This is a genomic window from Deinococcus aerolatus, assembly GCF_014647055.1.
Lineage (GTDB): Bacteria > Deinococcota > Deinococci > Deinococcales > Deinococcaceae > Deinococcus > Deinococcus aerolatus.
Map to the genome: position 1 here is coordinate 160,673 of NZ_BMOL01000001.1, position 17,778 is coordinate 178,450.

The window sequence follows — 17,778 nt, forward strand, 5'->3', positions numbered from 1 at the left end:
CTGGGGTCAGGCGGTGAGAAAAGAGTGGGCGGACGGCTGTCTAGCGCCGCGTCGTCAGCCCGATCAGGGCGTCCCAGTCGTCCGGCTGCCGGGCGTCGTCCAGGGCGGCGCGGTTGCGGCCCGTGAAACCGCACTTCTGGCACTGGTGCACGATGATCCAGCCTTTCTTGCCGCTCTGCTCGGCACCCACCGGAGACAGCAGCCCGTGGCAGGTGCTGGCGCGGTCACCGGGCAGCACGTCCACGTGCAGGCTGTGCAGGCACGCGGGGCAGTGGTTGCGCACGCTGCCGTTGGTCAGGGGCAGGACCTCCGCGCCGCAGTTGCGGCACACGAAGGCATTGTTGGTGCCCTGCACGGTGAAGCGGCGGCCCGCTGTGTCGGTCACCGTCCGCGCCTCAGCTGCCGCCCGCGCGCCTCCCAGCGGGAATCCAGAAAGGCGCGGATCACGGCGGTGCCCACTAAGGCCGTACCCAGAAGCAGGTACGCCAGCCCGGCCCCGCTGACCACCCAGCCCTGCCACGCCACCGAGCCGGCCAGCATGCCCACCACGAACACCAGCAGGCCTGCCACCATGCACAGCCCCACGGTCAGCCGCCAGGCCCACACGCTGCCGCGCCACACGCTGTACAGCAGCGCGGCGGTGGCGACGGCGTACAGCACGTTGCGGCCCCAGTCCGCCGTCTGCCCCTGCACCAGCCCGGCCACGAAGGGCGTGACGGTCACCATGAAAATGCCGACCAGCACCGCCAGCGTGGGCGTGCGCCCGGCCTCGGCCTGCCGGGAATCAAAGGGGGAAGACGCGGCCATCAGACCGCTATTTCACCACGGCCAGGGCAGGACAAATGAGGGGCGGGCGCAGTTCAGAGGGGCCGGGCTGGTGGCAGGCACACGGCGGTGCCCTCCGAAGAACGTCACGGCCTGTCTGCCCTCCCGTCCCGACTCCCGGTAGACCTGTCTTGCATGGCCGCAGGGCAGCGCACCGTCCCCATGACATACTGCGCCCCGATGAAGAAGCGCATTCTGCTGCTGGCAGGCGGCCAGTCCGGGGAACACGAGGTCAGCCTGAGTAGTGCCCGCAGCGTCCTGGCGGCCCTACCGCGTGACCAGTTTGACGTGACGCCGGTGGCGATCAGCAAGCAGGGGCGCTGGCTGCCGCCCACCGACACCCGGCAGGCGCTGGAAAACGGTGCGGCAGAGTCGGGCGGTGACCTGGTGCTGCACCGCGTCGCCAGCGCCGAGGGCTACGACGCCGTGTTTCCCCTGCTGCACGGCCCGATGGGCGAGGACGGCACGGTTCAGGGCCTGCTGACGCTGGCGGGCATCCCGTTTGTGGGCAGCGGCGTGCTGGGCTCGGCCGTCAGCATGGACAAGGTAATGACCAAGCAGGTGCTGGCCTCGGCGGGCATTCCGCAGGTGGACTGGCGGCTGGCCGTGCGCCGCGAGTGGCAGCGTGACGCCCAGACGGTGCGTGCCCGCGCCGCCGAACTGGACTTTCCGCTGTTCGTCAAGCCGGCCAACCTGGGGTCCAGCGTGGGCATCAGCAAGGTGGGTGGCCCGCACGAACTCGACGCCGCCCTGGACCTGGCCTTCAGCCTGGACCGCCGCGTAATCCTGGAGGCCATGACCACCCACAAGCCCCGTGAGCTGGAGGTGGGCGTGCTGGGCAACGACGCCCCCACCGCCAGCCCGGTGGGCGAGCTGCGCTTCGCGTCCGAGTTCTACGACTACGAGACCAAGTACACCGAGGGTCTGGCCGAGATTCACATTCCCGCTCCCATCAGTGGGGACGTGGCCCGGCGCGTGCGCGAACTGGCCCTGAGCGCCTTTCTTGCCCTGGACTGCGCCGGGCTGGCCCGCGTGGATTTCTTCTACGTTGAGGAAACCGGCGAGCTGCTGCTCAATGAGGTCAACACCATGCCGGGGTTCACCCAGACCAGCATGTACCCCAAGCTGTGGGAGGCGGCGGGCATCGGCTACAGCGAGCTGGTCACGCGGCTGGTGGAGCTGGCCCTGGAACAGCGCTAGGCGGCCCACCGCCGCCCTGTCCTGTCCACCCACCACCCCCGGTTCCCCCTTTCGGCGGACGCGCCCGTGCCGTGGGGGCCGTAGCTTCGTCGCATGATGGTGCGTGTGAGGGCACACCCGGACAGACAGGGGCGGCGCGAGGGCGTGCTGTCCGATCTGCTGGACCCCCACACCTACCGCGCGGCGCTGTACATCCTGCTGGCGCTGCCGATGGGCACGTTCACGGCGGGCCTGATCACCGGGGGCGTGGTGGGCGGGCTGCTGACGCTGGCGCTGCTGGTGGGCGCAGCCTTCCTGCTGGCCTCGCTGTGGCTGGTGGGCGGCCTGGGCGACGTGCAGCGGGCGCTGGCCGGGGTGCTGGGCGTGAGCTTCGCGCCGCCGCCGCTGACGCCCGTCCCACGCGGCACGCTGGCGTGGCTGCGCGCCACGCTGGCGGACCCGCTGACCTACCGCACGCTGCTGTTCCACGTGGTGCAGTTGCCGCTGGCGGTGGTGTGCTGGCTGGTGCTGGCCGCGCTGCTGGGGCTGACGCTGCTGGGGCTGCTGTCGCCGGTGTGGGCGCTGTACCCGCAGACCTTTCCAGTGGTCTGGGGCGAGCAGACGCTGCTGCCCGGCTCGCTGTCCACCGCCGGGCTGATGGTGCTGGGCGTGGGCGGCCTGCTGATCTCCGCGGGTGTACTGAACCTGATGGGCCGGATGTGGACCCGCCTGGCCGTGGCCCTGCTGTCGCGCGATCCCGGCTACGAGGCGGCGCGGCGCGAGGTGGTGGCCCTGCGCCGCGCCGCTGGCCGGGTGGCCCTGGGCGACGATCTGGACACCACCCTGGCAGACCTGACGGCCCAGGCGCGGGCGGCCAGCACCGCGCTGGCAGTGGCGCTGACCGCGCCTGACGGCACGCTGCGCGCCGTCAGCGGGCCACTGGGGCCGGGGCTGTCGGGGGCCCTGGACCGCCTGCCGTCCCAGGGCGAGGCGGACGTGCGGCTGATTCAGGGCGGCGGCGCCCTGGCCACCCTGCCCGTCACGCTGCCGGCCTCGGCAGGCGCCCTGGAGGGCGGCACCCTGCGCGCCCTGTACCCGGCAGGCGTGCGCCCCGGCGCCGACGAGCTGGCCTTTCTCCTGAGCATTGCCGATCACGCCGGAACCGCCCAGCACGCCGCCCAGCTGATCGAGCGGGCCGGGGCACGGGCCGGGGAGCTGGAACGCGCCCGGCTGGCCCGTGAGCTGCACGACAGCGTGGCGCAGGCGCTGTACGGCATCTCGCTGGGTGCCAAGACCGCCCGCGCCACCCTGGACCGAGACGCTGAACGCACCCGCGCCAGCCTGGACTACACCATCCGGCTGGCCGAGGGCGGCGTCTCGGAGATGAAGGCGCTGCTCTTTAGCCTGCGCCCCGACGCGCTGGAAGAGGGCGGGCTGGTGGCGGCCCTGGCGCAGCACGCCCACGCGCTGGAGGCCCGCCACGGCCTGACGGTCCACGCCCGTCTGGACTTTGAACCGCCGCTGTCCCCCGACGCCCAGGCCGCCGCCTACCGCGTGGCGCAGGAGGCGCTGCACAACGTGGTCAAGCACGCCCGCGCGCAGAACGTCTGGCTGGAGGTGGCGCAGGACGGACCGGCGGTAACGGTCAGCATCCGCGACGACGGGCGCGGCTTCGACCCCTCGGCAGCCGGGCGCGGCACGCTGGGCCAGCGCAGCATGCGTGAGCGTGCGGCGGGTGCCGGAGGCACGCTGGAGGTCAGGAGTGGGGCGGGCGAGGGCACCGCCGTCACCCTGCGCCTGCCCGCCGCTCCAGTCGCCCTGCCCAGACCGGCGGGGGTGGGGGCGTGACCGTCAGTCCCGAGACCCGCCCGCTGCTCCCGGTGCTGGCCCGTATGGCGCTAGGCCTGCTGCTGGCCGGTGCGGGCGCGCTGCTGGCGTGGCAGGGCGTGACGGTCAGGCCCACCCCCGGCATGGGCACCGTGACCACCCCGGTCCGGGCGGCGCTGGACGGCCCCCTGCCCAACGATCTGGCGCGGACGGCGAAGCTGAAGATCGACGGGGACCGCACCAATCTCAGCGTGGGAGCGCTGCCCGCCGGCAGTGCGCTGGTGGTGGGCGGTCAGGTCACCCACCGCGCCCGCAACCCGGTGCAGCTCAGCACGGGCCGCAGCGCCGGGCAGACCGGCACTCAGCTGAACTTTGGCCTGACCCTGCGGGTGCAGGCGCTGCAGCGGAACGGCGTAACCGTCGCGTCGCCCGAACCCGTGCAGCACGTGATCGACCTCCGCGCCAGCCGCAGCCTGCCACTGACGCTGGGCATCCATACCCTGAGCGGGAACCAGACGCTGGACCTGACGCCGCTGCGGCTCCAGGCACTGAATGCCCGCAGCGTCAGCGGAGGGCTGCGGGTCACGCTGCCCGCGCAGACGGGCGGGCCGGTCGCCCTGGTCAGCACGTCGGGCAACATCCGGGTTCTGGCCCCTTCTGGCGCAGCGCCCGAGGCCCTGCGCGTCAACACGGTCAGCGGTGACCTAGACTTGGACCTGGCCGGGGCCACCACAGGCACGCTGGGGGCCGGAACGGCCAGCGGCAACGTGCGCCTGACCCTGCCCGCCGCCTTCTCGCGCGGCACCCTCACCACGGCCAGCGGCGATGTGGCGGTCACTGCCCTCGCGGGCACGCGCGGCAATCTGGACATCCGCAGTCAGAGCGGCGACGTGACCCTGCGCGCCGCCCCCGACCTGACCCTGCGCGTGCGCTTCACAGACCGTGACACGCTCAGCCTGCCTGCCGGACAGCCGCCCGCCAGTGCCCCCGATCTGGACGTGTTCATCGACGCGCCGGGCGACAGGTTCACCCTCGAGCCCCTCTCCCCGTAAGTCCTGTCCCGTCACCACCCTGTCCCGGTCGATTTCCGGTCAATACAGCGCCACCACGGCAGCCCTAGGAGGCCCCCATGTCCACCCCAACCACGCCCACCGTTCGCGTTCTGCTTGTAGATGACCACGCCGTCGTGCGTCAGGGCCTGCGCCTGTTTCTGGGCCTGGACCCCGACATCGAGGTGGTGGGTGAGGCGGGCAACGGCGAGGAAGCCCTGGCCGAGGCGCAGCGGCTGACCCCGGACGTGGTGGTCATGGACCTGATGATGCCCGTGATGGACGGCATCACCGCCACCAGGGCGCTGCGCCGCGCCCTGCCCGACACCGAGGTAATCGCCCTGACCAGCACCCTGGAGGAGCACAAGGTCAACGGCGCCATTGAGGCTGGGGCCATTTCGTACATGCTCAAGGACGCGTCGAGCGACACGCTGGCCGAGGCCATCCACGCCGCCGCACGCGGCGAGGTCCGGCTGCACCCCGAGGCCGCCCGCCGACTGGTGCGCGACTTCCGCAGCGCGGAGATGCGTGAGACGCTGACGCCCAAGGAAACCATTGTGCTGCAGCTGATTGCGCGTGGCCGCAGCAACCGCGACATCGCCGCCGATCAGGGCGTCAGCGAGGCCACCGTGAAAACGCACGTGTCGCGCCTGCTGAGCAAGCTGGAACTGGACAGCCGCACACAGGCGGCACTGTATGCCCTGAAGCATGGAATCGCCACGCTGGAGGGCTAGGTACGGCCGGAGTCAGAGCCGCCGCGCGTGGACATAGGCGACGACGATAGCGGAGGTACCTATTGAGAACCGGGAACACATATTACGTGTTCATGAAGTGTTCTCAGGTACTTTGGCAACGGTTCGTAAAGTATAATTTGTTACAAAGCTCAGGCCAGGTGTTGCCACGGCCTGTCTGCAGAACTGCTGGGCTCTGGCCCGCTTCATCTGGGAGCGGCCCCGCCACAGCCACGTCGCACACTCTGCTGACCCTGCCTGCCGTCCCGCCCGACACATGCCTGGGCTTGAGGCCCACGTTTGGGCCGGGGGGGAACGTATGGACCGTCACGACCTTTGGCACGCCGCCGCCCGCACTGGAATGCTCCTGGGGACCGCGCTGCTGGGCGGCTGCAGCATGCTGGGCGGGGGACCGCAGACCCTCAAGGGCGAGAGCGGAAGTTTTAATGGGGCCACCGTCAGCACCTGGGCCAGGATGGGTCCGGATGGACAGGTGAGCACCCTGGGCTTTACGCTGCCCATGTCAGCGGTGAACCACGAGCCCATGGCCGGTCACCACCAGTCCGTCACCTTGAATTTTCCCAAGGTGGCGCAGGACAGCACGTTCATCAACTTTCTGGCGCTGGACTTCATGCCGCAGGGACACGACCCGCTGGGGCGTTACGGCACCCCGCATTTCGACGTTCACTACCATCACCTCACCAAGGCGCAGGTGCAGGCCATCGATTGCAAGGACGCCACCCAGGGCGACCCGTCGAAGGTGCCGGCCGGCTGGCTGCCCCCGGTCCCGCCGGGCGTCCCGCCTCAGGACGTCTGCGTTCCCACCATGGGCTACCACGCCCTGCCCCTCACCGAGTTCAAGGCTCCTGGCGAGATGAAGGACGGGGTGTTCGATCAGGTCATGATCGCCGGGTATTACGGTGGCAAGTTCATCTTCGTGGAACCGATGGTGAGCCGGGCCGCGCTGCAACGTCAGGCCTCGTTCAGCCTGCCCGTGCCCGCCGGGCCAGCCCAGGCCACCCTGTACCCCACGACTTTTGAGGCCACCTACAACGCATCCACGCAGGCCTACGACTTTGTTCTGGGCGGCTTCAAGCCTGTTCAGTAGACGCCCGTAACGCGTGAGCGTGCCGGGCAGGGCTGGAGAAAGAGGCTCCCCCTGACCCAGCCCGGCACGCTCAATTTGGATGTACCCAGTGTTGTCGGCTCAGCCCAGATCGTCCAGCACGCCCGCCAGTTCCTTTTTCACGCACGTGAACATCGGCGTGTCCTGCAGGGTGTACATGCTGGCCTCGGTGTAGCGCAGGCGGTGAACGAGGTCCACGAACTCCTGCGGGTAGTCGCTGTCGAAGGACACCACGAACTCCTGGTCATCGATGCCGTAGCTGTAGCTGGTGTTGATCCGCACGCCCTTAAACGGCACCGAGGCGTGGATATGCTCGTCCATCATCCCCTGGCGGCTGTGCGGCGTCAGGTCATACCATGCCCGCGTCTTGACGAAGGGGTAGATAAAGAGGAACTGCCCCTGCCCCGGCAGCACCTCCAGCCCGTGCCCGCTACCGTCCACGCGGTTGACATACTGGCTGCGCTTGTTCATGGAGACGAAGTTGTACGGCTGCGTCAGGTAGCCCATCAGGCGGGTGCGGTTCAGCCGGGCCTGCGCCTCGGTGAACTCACGCACGTCGAAGGCGATGCGCCACAGCATGAAATCCACGTCGCCGCGCACGCCCACCAGCGAGTACGGGCGCAGGATCAGGCCCTTGGGGGCGGGCGCGTCGCTGACCCAGCCCTCGGCGGCGGCCAGAAATTCGGCCTTCAGTTCGTCGCGCTCGGCCTGCGGCAACCGGCGGAAGGCGGGGTCCAGCTTGAAGAAGGCATAGTTCATGAACTGGCGGTTGCTGCGGTCACCCTCGCGCCCGGTGACCTGTCCGCTGGGATCGAGGTCCACCATCATCCTGGGACGGCCACTGGCTGATCCGGAGCTGGCGGCGGGGCGTCCGGCAGGCGGAGTCGCCTCGGTCTGGGGCGTCTGCTGTTCGTCGCTCATCGGGCCACCGCCTGTCCGCGCAGGTCGTGGGTCAGGCCGAAATTGTCGCGGTAGAGCCTCTGGATCGCGTTGTATTCATCGTCAGTCAGGGGCGCGGCATCGAAGGCGGCGACGTACTCCTTAAGGCCCTTCTCGTCGTAGATGTTGGGCAGGACTGAGGCCATCATCGGCGAGTGCAGCGCGAACTGCAACGCAAGCTGCCCGATGGTGCGGCCGGCTACGAAGGGCTGCAGATCCTCCACCTTCTTCAGCCCGTCTTCCATCCAGGCCTTCTTCTTCGCGTTGGTGGTCATACGCCAGTTGCGGTGGTCGCCGGGCTCGAACTCGGTGTCCAGCGTCATGTAACCTTCCAGCAGCCCTGAGGCGTGCGGCACGCGGGCCACGATGCTCACGCCCTCGGCCTCGGCCACCGGCAGAATCTTTTCGCCCAGTGCCTGCTCCAGCAGGTTGTAGATGATCTGGGTGGGGGCGTGGCGGTCCCGTACGGAGGCGATGCCTTCCTCGATCTGCCGCTCGTTCAGGGCCGGTCCCAGCGCGGTGCCGTAGGCGCGGATCAGGCCCTCGGCTTTCAGGGTGTCCAGTTCCGCCCACAGGTCGTCGAGGGCGATGGCGTCCACGCGCGGGTTATGCAGCTGGTAGAAGTCGATGTAATCGGTGCCCAGCCGTTTCAGGCTGCCTTCCAGCGCCTTGCGGAGGTACGCCGGAGACCAGTCGTGCGGGCGTTCCTGCTGCCCCGGACGGTCTGGATTGTTGTAGATGTCGTAGCCAAACTTGGTACCGATCACGATCTTCTCGCGCACGTCGCCCAGGGCCTCGCGCTGCATTTCCTCGGCGCGGCCGGAGGCGTAGGTGTCGGCGTTGTCGAAGTACGTCACGCCCGCCTCAAAGGCCTCGCGCAGCAGCCGCTTGCCCATCCCCTCGTCCTTGACGCCCCACCAGGTCGTGCCCACCGTCCACACGCCGAAGCCCACGGCACTGACAGTCAGGTCTGTTCCTTTCAACTCGCGGTATTCCATGTGGATACTCTTTCACCGCGCCGGGGGAGGGATGACCCCGAACGAGCGGTCAGGTCGCCTGGAAAAGCACGCTGCTGGTGTGCTGTCATACGAACTGAACCTCTGTTTTAAGCATTCCACGTGTCAGAGAACTGTCATACTGAGGCATCCTTCTCACGCATCAGTCCATTATTTGCCCATTGCCCGATTGACCTGGAGATCCATGACTGGAAAGTTCAAATTCCTGACGCTGGGCTGCACGGCCCTCGTGCTGGCTGCCTGTTCCCAGACCCCCGCACCCACGCCCGCCTCAGGCGGCAGTCTGACCGCAGGCAGTCCCTACGCTGGTGGCCAGCAGTTTCCTTGGAGTGACCGGCTGGATGCCCCCAGCGCGAATCCCTACGCGGACGGCCGCGCCTATCCCTGGGCCTCCCCCATCGCCGCCTCCAGCCTGAACCCCCAGGCCCTGAACGCGGGCTGGACGTTCCTCTCCGAGCTGCAATGGACCTCCGCCACCAGCGGCTGGGGTCCGGTGGAACGGGACGGCAGCAACGGCGAGCAGGACCAGCAGGACGGCACGCGCCTCAGCATTGGTGGGCGGGTGTTCGCCAGTGGGCTGGGCGTCCATGCTGCCTCCGAGATCCGCTATGCGCTGGGCGGCCAGTGCAGCACCTTCAGCGCCCTGGTGGGCATCGACGACGAGGTGGGCCAGCGGGGCAGCGCGCAGTTCAGGGTGTACGGCGACGGCACGCTGCTGTTCGACAGTGGCCTGCGGCGCGGCGGGAACCCGGCCCTGGCGCTGAACGTCAGCGTGGCCGGCGTCAAGGAATTGAGATTGTCGGTTTCCGACGGCGGCGACAACAATTATTACGATCACGCCGACTGGGCTCAGGCGGCAGTGGAGTGCGCGGCCGCACCGCCCACCGGCGACGTCTTCCTGAGTGACCTGCCGTACGTGTCGGCCACCAACGGCTGGGGGCCGGTGGAGTTCGACCGCAGTAACGGCGAACAGGGGCTCGGAGACGGCCGGGCACTGACCATCGGGGGACGGATTTTCGATAAAGGTCTGGGTGTGCACGCCTTTTCCGTCCTCAGTTATGACCTGGGCGGGCGCTGCAACACCTTCTCGGCCAGCCTGGGCCTCGATGACGAGGTGGGCGACCGGGGCAGCGTGGTGTTCCAGGTGTACGGCGATGACCGCAAGCTGTACGACAGCGGCGTGCTGCGCGGCCACGACGCCGCCAGAAGCGCCGAGGTGGGGGTCAGCGGCGTGAATGCCCTCCAACTTATCGTAACCGACGCAGGTGACAGCATCGATTACGATCACGCCAACTGGGCCGACGCCCGGCTGACCTGCGCCCCGGCGGCCCCCACACAGTCCGGCGCCCTGGACCCCAGTTTTGGCAGCGGGGGCCGGGTGGACGTGGGCGGCGTGGACGTGGTGGCCGAGGAGGGCGGCGCCGCCGTGGTGCTGGGCGCGGACTTCAAACTGACTCGGCTGTCGCCGTCCGGCGCGGTGCTGGCCCAGGGCGCGGCCCTGTCAGATGGCGTCGCCCATGCCCTGGCCCGGCAGGTCGACGGCAAGCTGGTCGCCGTGGGACAGATCGACGGCGAGATGGCCGCCGTGCGCTACCTGAGCAGCCTGACGCTGGATTCCAGCTTTGGCGCAGGCGGCGTGGTCAGGCTGCCCCTGAGCCAACCGGGACCTCCGGTGTACACCAGCAGCGGAGCCTCAGGATCAGGCGCGCGGGACGTGGCTCTGCAACCCGACGGCAAGATTGTGCTGGGCGGCCATGCCCATCGGCTGTTCGCCGCGCCCGCCTCGCAGTCCACGGCCCTGGACTTTGCGCTGGTCCGGTTGCAGGCCGACGGCTCGCCAGACGCCAGTTTCGGCCAGGGCGGTACGGTGTTCACGGCTTTTGAGACGCTGCCCGGCTTCGGCAACGCCTCCTATTTCAACGACGATATCTACGGCCTTGCCCTGCAAGACGACGGAAAAATCGTGGCGGCAGGGCTGTCCGAGACCGCAGGCTCCTCCCCCGCCCTTCTGGCCCGGTATCTGCCAGACGGACGGCTCGACGCCACCTTCTCGGGTGACGGGATTGCCCTGGGCGGCAGGAGTGGGTACGCCATCTTCCGCGCGGTCGCAGTCCGGCCCGATGGCCAGATCATCGCGGGCGGCGCAGATGCCCGGTTCTTCACCGCCGCGTTCCTTCAGACATTCGGCCCCGACGGCACCGACGGGCCAGCCACCAGATTCCAGTTCAGTGACAGTGAGGAGGCGAATTTTCAGCAGACCCTTGTCACCTCACTGGTCGTTGACAATGACAGTGCCGTCCTGGTTGGCGGCCTCAACGCAGGGGACGCCTACGTCGCCCATTTCACGCCTGCATTGCGGCAGGACACCACATTTGGCGGGGCCACTGGCGGCAATGTTCGTCTCGGCACGGGCAACATTATTTCGCTGGTCAACAGCGCCGACAACACGATTCTTGTCACCACGGCCAGCCGAACCGCAACGGGCGCCCAGGACCAGGGCACCTACCGTCTGTATCGGTAGAACGCCGCCCTGGTTATTGACCCGTCCGCCGCCCCCAATCCATTAGGCTGCGGTCATGCTCAAACACGTGTCGTTCGTCACCGCCGATCTGGACGCCACCCTGAACTTCTACGGGCAGCTGGGCGGCGTGACCGAGAAGAACCTGACCACCGCTGAGGGCTACCGGCGCGGGGTCCTGCGGCTGGGGCCGGGGCGGCTGCAGTTTTTCCAGATTCCGGACGGGTCGCCGCGTCCTCACCCGCACTGGGCCGAACACATCGCCGTGCATGTCACGGGCCTGCGCGCCCTGCTGGCGGGGCTGCGGGAGGCGGGCGTGACGGTCAGCCGGGAGCTGGAACTCAGTCCTGGCGGACGCGACATGGCCTTTGTGCTGGACCCGGACGGGCGGCAGGTGGAACTGCTGGAGGCCGGGGAAGGCCACGGCTAACTCAGGTCACGTTTCTCTGTGCCACAATCCCGGCAGGAGCAGACGCCCGTGAGGAGGCCCGCCCGCCTAGCTTTCCGGAGGCGTTCAACACCTCTTCATCCGGGTTAACCGCCTTCCCTACCTGACTGCCCCTATCTGACCGCGTTGCGGCCCGCATTCTTGGCCTCGTACATGGCCTGGTCGGCGCGTCCGAACAGCTGGTCCGTGGTGTCGTTGGCCCCCCGGTAGGAGGCCACCCCGAAACTGGCCGTGACGTTCAGGTCAGCCAGCGGCTGATCGCAGATTTCCCGCCGCAGCCGCTCGGCAACCGCCTGCGCGTCGGGCTTGGCCACGCCCGGCAGCAGCACGATGAATTCCTCGCCCCCCCAGCGGCCCACCACGCCGCCGCCGCCGCCCACCGTGCGCCGCAGCCGCTTGGCCACCGCCCGCAGCACATCGTCGCCGGTGGCGTGCCCGTACCTGTCGTTGACGCTCTTGAAGTGGTCAATATCAGTCACGATCACGCTCATGGGCGTGTTGTGCCTGCGCGAATACCCCATGGCCCGTTCCAGCTCTTCCTCGATGGCGCCGCGCCCATAAACCATGGTCAGGGCGTCCTGCCGGGCAGCGAGCAGCTTGCCCTGGTCCTGCTGATGCACCAGCAGATTGCCCTCGATAAAGACCATCACCAGGTGCGAGATGTAGGCAGTAATGGCCAGCGTCAGGCACACGGTCATCCAGTCGACCAGCTGAGCTTGCCGCAGCGGCCCCTGGAGCGACAGTGTGCCCAGCAGGGTCAGCAGGGTCAGCAGGCTGACGCCCATGCCCACGCGCGACCCCAGAATCAGGAAGGAGATCAGGACATTCACGCTTTGCCACACATACAGTTGCAACAGGTTCGATTCGGAAGCCAGCAGGTGTGGCACTTCGAAGATCAGGCTCAGCAGGCCGCCGCCGTAGGCCAGCAGATAGATCCAGCGAAGCCACTGCGGCGCCGCCCACACCGCCAGGCAGGCCACGAGCACCACCAGGGCAACACCGAGCCTCGGCGTCTGAAGAACATGGGAAAAGGGCACAGGCGGATCAACCAGCGTCACCAGCAACACAAACAGCACGTAGGTCAGTCCTGCCGCGTAGACCACGTATTGCTGGCTCCTGAACAGCCGATTTTGAAGTGAACTCTTGCGCCTGTCCATGAACTCGCAACATCCTAGTGGACGGGTCATAACACGAAAGTTGCAATCTTTCGCCTGGCCCAAACTCAAGGGGACTTAATCATGGTGGAGCTTGCCCGCGCCGGCAGGCACCACAGTGCAAAAAAGGCGACAGCTGCGTGCTGTCGCCAGGAATTGTCACTGCTGAGCAGTTCAGAATGCAGGCGGCCCGTTACCCCGGCAGGTCCGCTTCCCCCCCAGCGGGGGCGTCCATCTGGGCAGGCCGTGCGGGCGGTGGGAGAGCAGCGGCGTTATGCCAGCAGCTCGTCCGCCGCGAAGAACAGGCCCAGTTCGCGCTCGGCGCTCTCAGCGCTGTCGCTGCCGTGGGTCACGTTCTCGCCAGTGGTGGTGGCAAAATCGGCACGGATAGTGCCGGGCGCGGCGTTGGCCGGGTTGGTGGCTCCCATCATGGCCCGCCAGCCTGCGATGGCCTCGTTGCCTTCCAGCGCAATGGCCACGACTGGCCCACCGGTGATGAAATCCACCAGTTCGCCGAAGAAGGGGCGCTCCTTGTGCTCGCCGTAATGCGTCTCGGCGGTCTGGCGAGAGATCGTCATCTGCTTGAGGCCCACCACGCGGTAGCCCTTGCGGGCGATGCGGGCGAGAATTTCGGGGGTCAGGCCGCGGCGCACGCCGTCGGGTTTGATCATTGCAAAAGTCCGTTCCATAGCGTCAGCGAGCATAGCAAAAAGGGAACGTCACCCGGCGTCCCGTTCAACGGCGGACGCGGCGTGCGGCAGCGGGGTGCACCCACGAAGTGTCGCAGGCCCGCGCAGGCCCGCCCACAGGTCGTCTGGCCCTTACAATGGCCGCGTGACCCACAACACCCAATCTCGTCCATCCGGGGATGCGTCGCGCGTCGCGCTGATCGCGTGCGCGGTGGCCGCCGCAGGTATGCTGCTCTTTCCGCTCGCCGCGCTGGGCCGCGGCTTCAGTGCCGACGCCGTGCTGCTGCACCTGACCGGCTCGGTCCTCAATCTGGCCAACAATCAGCAGGCCCCGATGGCCGATCCTGGCAGCGCACTCCTGCTGGGCTGGGCCACGCTGGCGGCCCTGATCGTCACCGTGATCGGGGCCCTGCGCCGCACCAACTGGTTCTGGATCACCGGCCTGCTCGCCTTCGGGCTGGCGGTGGCGGCGGTGCTGGCGCTGAGCAGCGGCCTGACCGTGCAGATCGAGCGGGTGACCAGCGACACCAGCCTGCGTGCCGGGGCCAGACGCCAACTCCGCAACTTCTACGACGGCGGCGGCATGAACCTGGGTCTGTTTCTGCCCATGCTGGCCGGGTTGATCGCGGCGGGCGCGGGCCTGAGCGCCCGCGAGTGGGTCTTGGACCGTTTCAACCGCCTGCGCGGGCTGCTGGTCCCGGTCTCGGCCATCACGCTGGCGGTGCTGGTGGGGGCCGTCGTGGTGCTGGTGGTGCAGCCCATCGTCAACCCCTCGGGCCGCGAGCTGAACCTGTGGCAGGCCTGGCTGGCCAAAAGCGACGTGGTGTATTTCGTGTACTCCACGCTGTTCGCGCCGGTCACCCGCCTGTCGCCGCTGCTGTCGAGCCTGAAACTGGCCACCCCGCTGATCTTCACCGGCCTCAGCGTGGCCTTCGCCTTCCGCACCGGCCTGTTCAACATCGGCGCGCCGGGGCAGCTGACCATGGGGGCTGTTGGCGCGATGCTGGTGGGCGTGTACGGTCCCCCCAGCCTGGGCTGGGCGTTGCTGCCCCTCTCGGTGCTGGCGGCGGCGGCGGGCGGGGCGCTGTGGGGCGCGATTCCGGGGCTGCTCAAGGCCAGATTCGGCTCCAGCGAGGTCATCAACACCATCATGCTCAATTACGTGGCCTCGGCGGTGTTCATCTTCATGATCGGCTCCGAGACCTTTCCCTTTCTGGGCAAGACCTACACCCTGCCGTTCAAGGCGCCCGGCTTCGAGGCCAAGAGCGAGGAGTTGCAGCAGGCGGCGCAGCTGCCCACGCTGCTGGACCTGTTCAACGTGGGTCCGGCGGGCGGCGGCTACGTTCTGAGCATCGGCATCGTGGTGGCGCTGATCGCGCTGGTGCTCGCGCGGTCCCTGCTCAAGGCCGTCAGGAACGGCGGGCTGATCGCCGTTGTGGTGGCCCTGACGCTGGGCGCGCTGACGTGGCGCATCGGGATTCCGGCAGACGTGAACGGCAGCCAGCTCAACGCGTCGTTCCTGATCGCCCTGGCCTGCGTGGCGCTGTTCGGTACGCTGATGTGGCGCACCGCCACCGGCTACGCGCTGCGGGCCGTGGGCCTGTCGCCCCGCGCGGCAGAGTACGGCGGCATCAGCGTGGCGCGCGGGACCATCCTGGCCATGACGCTGGCGGGTATGTTCGCCGGACTGGCCGGCACGCACTACGTCAACGGCGGCGCACTCGACGAGTACCGCCTGAAGGGCAACATGCCGGTCAACGTGGGGTTCGACGGCATCGCCGTGGCGCTGATGGGCCAGAACACGCCCACCGGGGTCGTGTTCGCCAGCCTGCTGTTCGGCACGGTGGACACCGGAGGCGTGGACGTTGACCAGCAGCTCGACGGCGTGAACAAGGACATCGTGACGGTCCTCAAGGCGCTGATCGTGCTGTTCATTGCCGCCGGGGGCTTCCTGAGCCGCCGACTGGTGGACCCGCCGCCACCGCAACTGGTGGCCGCCACCGACAAAACCGGCAACGACGGGGGCGGCACACTCTCGCCCGGCGTGGCCGCGCAGCAGGCCGGAACGCCCAACCCCAACGTGGGCTCCAGCAGTGAAGAAAACACCCGTGAAGGGGGCAAATAATGGACGGGCTGTTCGCACAACTCCTCACGGCGGCGTTTCTCGCCACCTTTGTCCGCAGCCTGGTGCCGCTGCTGCTGACCGCGCTGGGCGGCCTGTTCAGCGAGCGCAGCGGCGTGGTGAACATTGCGCTGGACGGCCTGATTATCTTCGGGGCGCTGGGCGGGGCCGTCACAACCCTGCTGCTGCAACCGGTGCTGGGGCCGGCGGCGCCGTGGGCCGGCTGGGTGGGCGGGGCGCTGGTTGGCGGCCTGATCGCCTGGATTCACGCGGTGGTCAGCATCAAGTACCGCGCCGATCAGGTGATCAGCGGCACGGCCATCAACCTGCTGGCGACCGGCGTGCCGGCCGTGATCCTGACCGCGCTGTACGACAGTTCTACCGAGAGTCCCAAGGTGGCCAACGCGCTGCCGCTGTGGGGCATTGGTGAGCTGCGTTTCTCGCCGCCGGTGTATTTCGCGTTCCTGGCCGTGGCAATCACATGGTACGTGCTGTACCGCACGCCGTTTGGCCTGCGCCTGCGCGCCACCGGCGAGCAGCCCGGCGCGGCGGCCAGCATGGGCATCAATGTCAGGCGCATGCGTTACACCGCCGTGATTCTGTCGGGCGTGCTGGCGGGCACGGCCGGGGTGTTCCTGAGCATCGGCAATCTGGATTCCTACGTCCGCAACATCAGCGCAGGGGGCGGCTTCATCGCGCTGGCCGCGCTGATCTTCGGGCAGTGGAAGCCGCTGGGCGTGCTGGGGGCCACCGTGCTGTTCGGCTTCCTGCAGGCGCTCTCCATTGCCCTGGGCGGCGGCGACCTGCTGCCGCCGACCCTGGTGCAGGCGCTGCCGTACCTGATCACCATCCTGGCGCTGATCTTCACCGGCCGAAGCCGCGCACCCAAGGCGCTGGGCAAGCCCTATGAGGGCTGAGGCCAGCAGCAACAGCAGCAGCGGTTGAGCATGGATCCCACATTCACCCCGGACCCGGCTGCAGCACCGCCGGAGCGTCCGGGCCTGACCTTTGGCCCGGCGCTGCGTCAGGCGCGTGAGGCCCAGGGACTGACGCTGCGGGAGATGACCCAGCGCACCGCCATCCGCCGCGACTACCTGCAGGCCCTGGAGGACGGACGGCTGGACGGCCTGCCGGAGCCCACCTTTGCCCGCGCCTACCTGCGGACCTACGCCCGCGAACTGGGGCAGGACCCGGCGCCGCTGCTGGCAGATTTTGACCGCCTGCTGCGCCCCGGCGGGCCGGAGCTGCAGGTGAGTGCGCCCCCAGAAGCCGTGCTGGACGACACGCCGACGCTGGGGCCGGGGCGCGTCGCCCTGATTGCGGTGCTGCTGGTTCTGCTGCTGGCTGTTGGCGTGCTGCTGCTGCGCCGTGCGGCTCCAGCGGTCGTCACGCCCGCCGCGCCCGTGCCCAGCACACCAGCGCCCGTTCAACCGCCGGCACCAGTTCAGCCTCCCGCTGTGCCGGTCCAGCCCCCGGCCCCCCCACCCGCCAGCCCGCAGGGCACCGTCCGCCTGACCATCAAGAGCGTGCCGGACGGCGCCATGGTCTACCTGGACAATCGCAACCTGGGCCAGGCCCCCGTGCTGTCATTCCCCGTCGACGCCCGCAGGAGGGCCGAGTTACGCGTGGAGGCAGCTGGCCGCACCCCCCTGAAACAGACCATCGACCTGGGTCAGAGCCGCAATCTGATCGCCACGCTGCCCCCCGCTGGCGGTGAGACCAGTTCCCTGACAGACCTGAACACCGGGGTCAGGACGCTCACGCCGCCAAAGTCGCCCCCGGCCTCTGCCTCTCCTGACACCTCATCCGCCACCAGCACCGTCACGGTCCGCTTTGTGGGCCAGTCATGGGCACGGGTGACCGACGGCGCGGGCCGGGTGCTGTACGAGGGGGTTCCAGCCGTGGGCAGCGTCCAGACCTACCCGGCAGGCGTGAGCATCCGCGCCGGCGATGCGGGAGCGGTGCAGGTCAGCGTGGGCGGCGCAGCCGGGCAGGCCATGGGTGAGGCCGGGATGGTGGTGACCCGGCAGTACTAGCCCGCCGCCCCGTGCGGAGGCCCGCGCACGTCTGGCAGCACGCCATTCCATGCTCTCATCTTTTTTGCTGTGCAGGACGGCATTTTTGCCCTCTAGCACGGAGGCACCCTGGAAGCGTA

At 68.6% G+C, this 17,778-nt stretch carries 16 protein-coding genes; 10 read left to right on the plus strand and 6 right to left on the minus strand.

What is annotated here, in order from left to right:
- Window positions 1-40 precede the first annotated feature (40 nt).
- On the minus strand, window positions 41-385 hold the full coding sequence (locus IEY31_RS00805; protein WP_229723228.1) for an RNHCP domain-containing protein: 345 nt from the start codon (window positions 383-385) through the stop codon (window positions 41-43).
- Complete coding sequence (locus tag IEY31_RS00810) at window positions 382-807, minus strand: hypothetical protein (RefSeq protein WP_188968054.1); 426 nt, start codon at window positions 805-807, stop codon at window positions 382-384. The genes IEY31_RS00805 and IEY31_RS00810 overlap by 4 nt, the downstream gene beginning before the upstream one ends.
- 198 nt (window positions 808-1,005) lie before the next feature.
- Between IEY31_RS00810 and IEY31_RS00815 the strand changes: the two genes are divergently transcribed.
- The 5 genes from IEY31_RS00815 to IEY31_RS00835 all read left to right on the plus strand — a co-directional run bounded on the left by IEY31_RS00815 (window position 1,006) and on the right by IEY31_RS00835 (window position 6,719).
- Window positions 1,006-2,025, plus strand: coding sequence for a D-alanine--D-alanine ligase family protein (locus tag IEY31_RS00815; protein ID WP_188968056.1), 1,020 nt, complete (start codon window positions 1,006-1,008; stop codon window positions 2,023-2,025).
- Window positions 2,026-2,118: 93 nt separating this feature from the next.
- Entirely contained in the window at window positions 2,119-3,852 is a 1,734-nt protein-coding gene (locus IEY31_RS00820) for a sensor histidine kinase (protein ID WP_188968058.1), read from the plus strand.
- On the plus strand, window positions 3,849-4,883 hold the full coding sequence (locus tag IEY31_RS00825; RefSeq protein ID WP_229723229.1) for a DUF4097 family beta strand repeat-containing protein: 1,035 nt from the start codon (window positions 3,849-3,851) through the stop codon (window positions 4,881-4,883). Before IEY31_RS00820 ends, IEY31_RS00825 begins: the two co-directional genes overlap by 4 nt.
- A gap of 77 nt (window positions 4,884-4,960) precedes the next feature.
- The gene (locus IEY31_RS00830) at window positions 4,961-5,614 is read left to right on the plus strand and encodes a response regulator (RefSeq protein ID WP_188968060.1); all 654 of its coding nucleotides are present in this window, start codon (window positions 4,961-4,963) and stop codon (window positions 5,612-5,614) included.
- A gap of 316 nt (window positions 5,615-5,930) precedes the next feature.
- Complete coding sequence (locus tag IEY31_RS00835) at window positions 5,931-6,719, plus strand: cytochrome C (RefSeq protein ID WP_188968062.1); 789 nt, start codon at window positions 5,931-5,933, stop codon at window positions 6,717-6,719.
- A gap of 99 nt (window positions 6,720-6,818) precedes the next feature.
- Here the strand turns inward: IEY31_RS00835 and IEY31_RS00840 are convergent, their stop codons facing one another.
- Together IEY31_RS00840 and IEY31_RS00845 are read right to left on the minus strand one after the other, a co-directional pair.
- Window positions 6,819-7,565: a chlorite dismutase family protein gene (locus tag IEY31_RS00840; RefSeq protein ID WP_188968767.1), complete on the minus strand. Its 747-nt coding sequence runs from the start codon at window positions 7,563-7,565 to the stop codon at window positions 6,819-6,821.
- 89 nt (window positions 7,566-7,654) lie between these two features.
- Window positions 7,655-8,674: an aldo/keto reductase gene (locus IEY31_RS00845; protein WP_188968064.1), complete on the minus strand. Its 1,020-nt coding sequence runs from the start codon at window positions 8,672-8,674 to the stop codon at window positions 7,655-7,657.
- A 202-nt stretch (window positions 8,675-8,876) separates the two neighbouring features.
- On the opposite strand from IEY31_RS00845, the gene IEY31_RS00850 reads away from it, so the two are divergent.
- Together IEY31_RS00850 and IEY31_RS00855 are read left to right on the plus strand one after the other, a co-directional pair.
- Window positions 8,877-11,213: an NPCBM/NEW2 domain-containing protein gene (locus IEY31_RS00850; protein WP_188968066.1), complete on the plus strand. Its 2,337-nt coding sequence runs from the start codon at window positions 8,877-8,879 to the stop codon at window positions 11,211-11,213.
- A gap of 55 nt (window positions 11,214-11,268) precedes the next feature.
- Window positions 11,269-11,640: a VOC family protein gene (locus tag IEY31_RS00855; RefSeq protein ID WP_188968068.1), complete on the plus strand. Its 372-nt coding sequence runs from the start codon at window positions 11,269-11,271 to the stop codon at window positions 11,638-11,640.
- A 131-nt stretch (window positions 11,641-11,771) separates the two neighbouring features.
- Here IEY31_RS00855 and IEY31_RS00860 read toward each other — a convergent pair whose 3' ends face one another.
- A complete protein-coding gene (locus IEY31_RS00860; RefSeq protein ID WP_229723230.1) occupies window positions 11,772-12,845 on the minus strand; it encodes a GGDEF domain-containing protein in 1,074 nt (357 codons plus the stop codon).
- Between the two features lie 239 nt (window positions 12,846-13,084).
- Window positions 13,085-13,501, minus strand: coding sequence for a nucleoside-diphosphate kinase (gene ndk / locus IEY31_RS00865; protein ID WP_188968070.1), 417 nt, complete (start codon window positions 13,499-13,501; stop codon window positions 13,085-13,087).
- 145 nt (window positions 13,502-13,646) lie between these two features.
- On the opposite strand from ndk, the gene IEY31_RS00870 reads away from it, so the two are divergent.
- From IEY31_RS00870 to IEY31_RS00880, 3 genes are read left to right on the plus strand one after another with little or no spacing between them, the layout of a single operon-like run.
- Window positions 13,647-15,626 carry an ABC transporter permease gene (locus IEY31_RS00870; RefSeq protein ID WP_188968072.1) on the plus strand — a complete coding sequence of 660 codons (1,980 nt, stop codon included), beginning with the start codon at window positions 13,647-13,649 and terminating at the stop codon, window positions 15,624-15,626.
- A complete protein-coding gene (locus IEY31_RS00875) occupies window positions 15,626-16,540 on the plus strand; it encodes an ABC transporter permease (protein ID WP_188968074.1) in 915 nt (304 codons plus the stop codon). Before IEY31_RS00870 ends, IEY31_RS00875 begins: the two co-directional genes overlap by 1 nt.
- Before the next feature lie 30 nt (window positions 16,541-16,570).
- Window positions 16,571-17,659 (plus strand): RodZ domain-containing protein, encoded by a 1,089-nt coding sequence (locus IEY31_RS00880; protein ID WP_229723231.1) that lies wholly within the window; start codon window positions 16,571-16,573, stop codon window positions 17,657-17,659.
- Window positions 17,660-17,778: the final 119 nt, after the last annotated feature.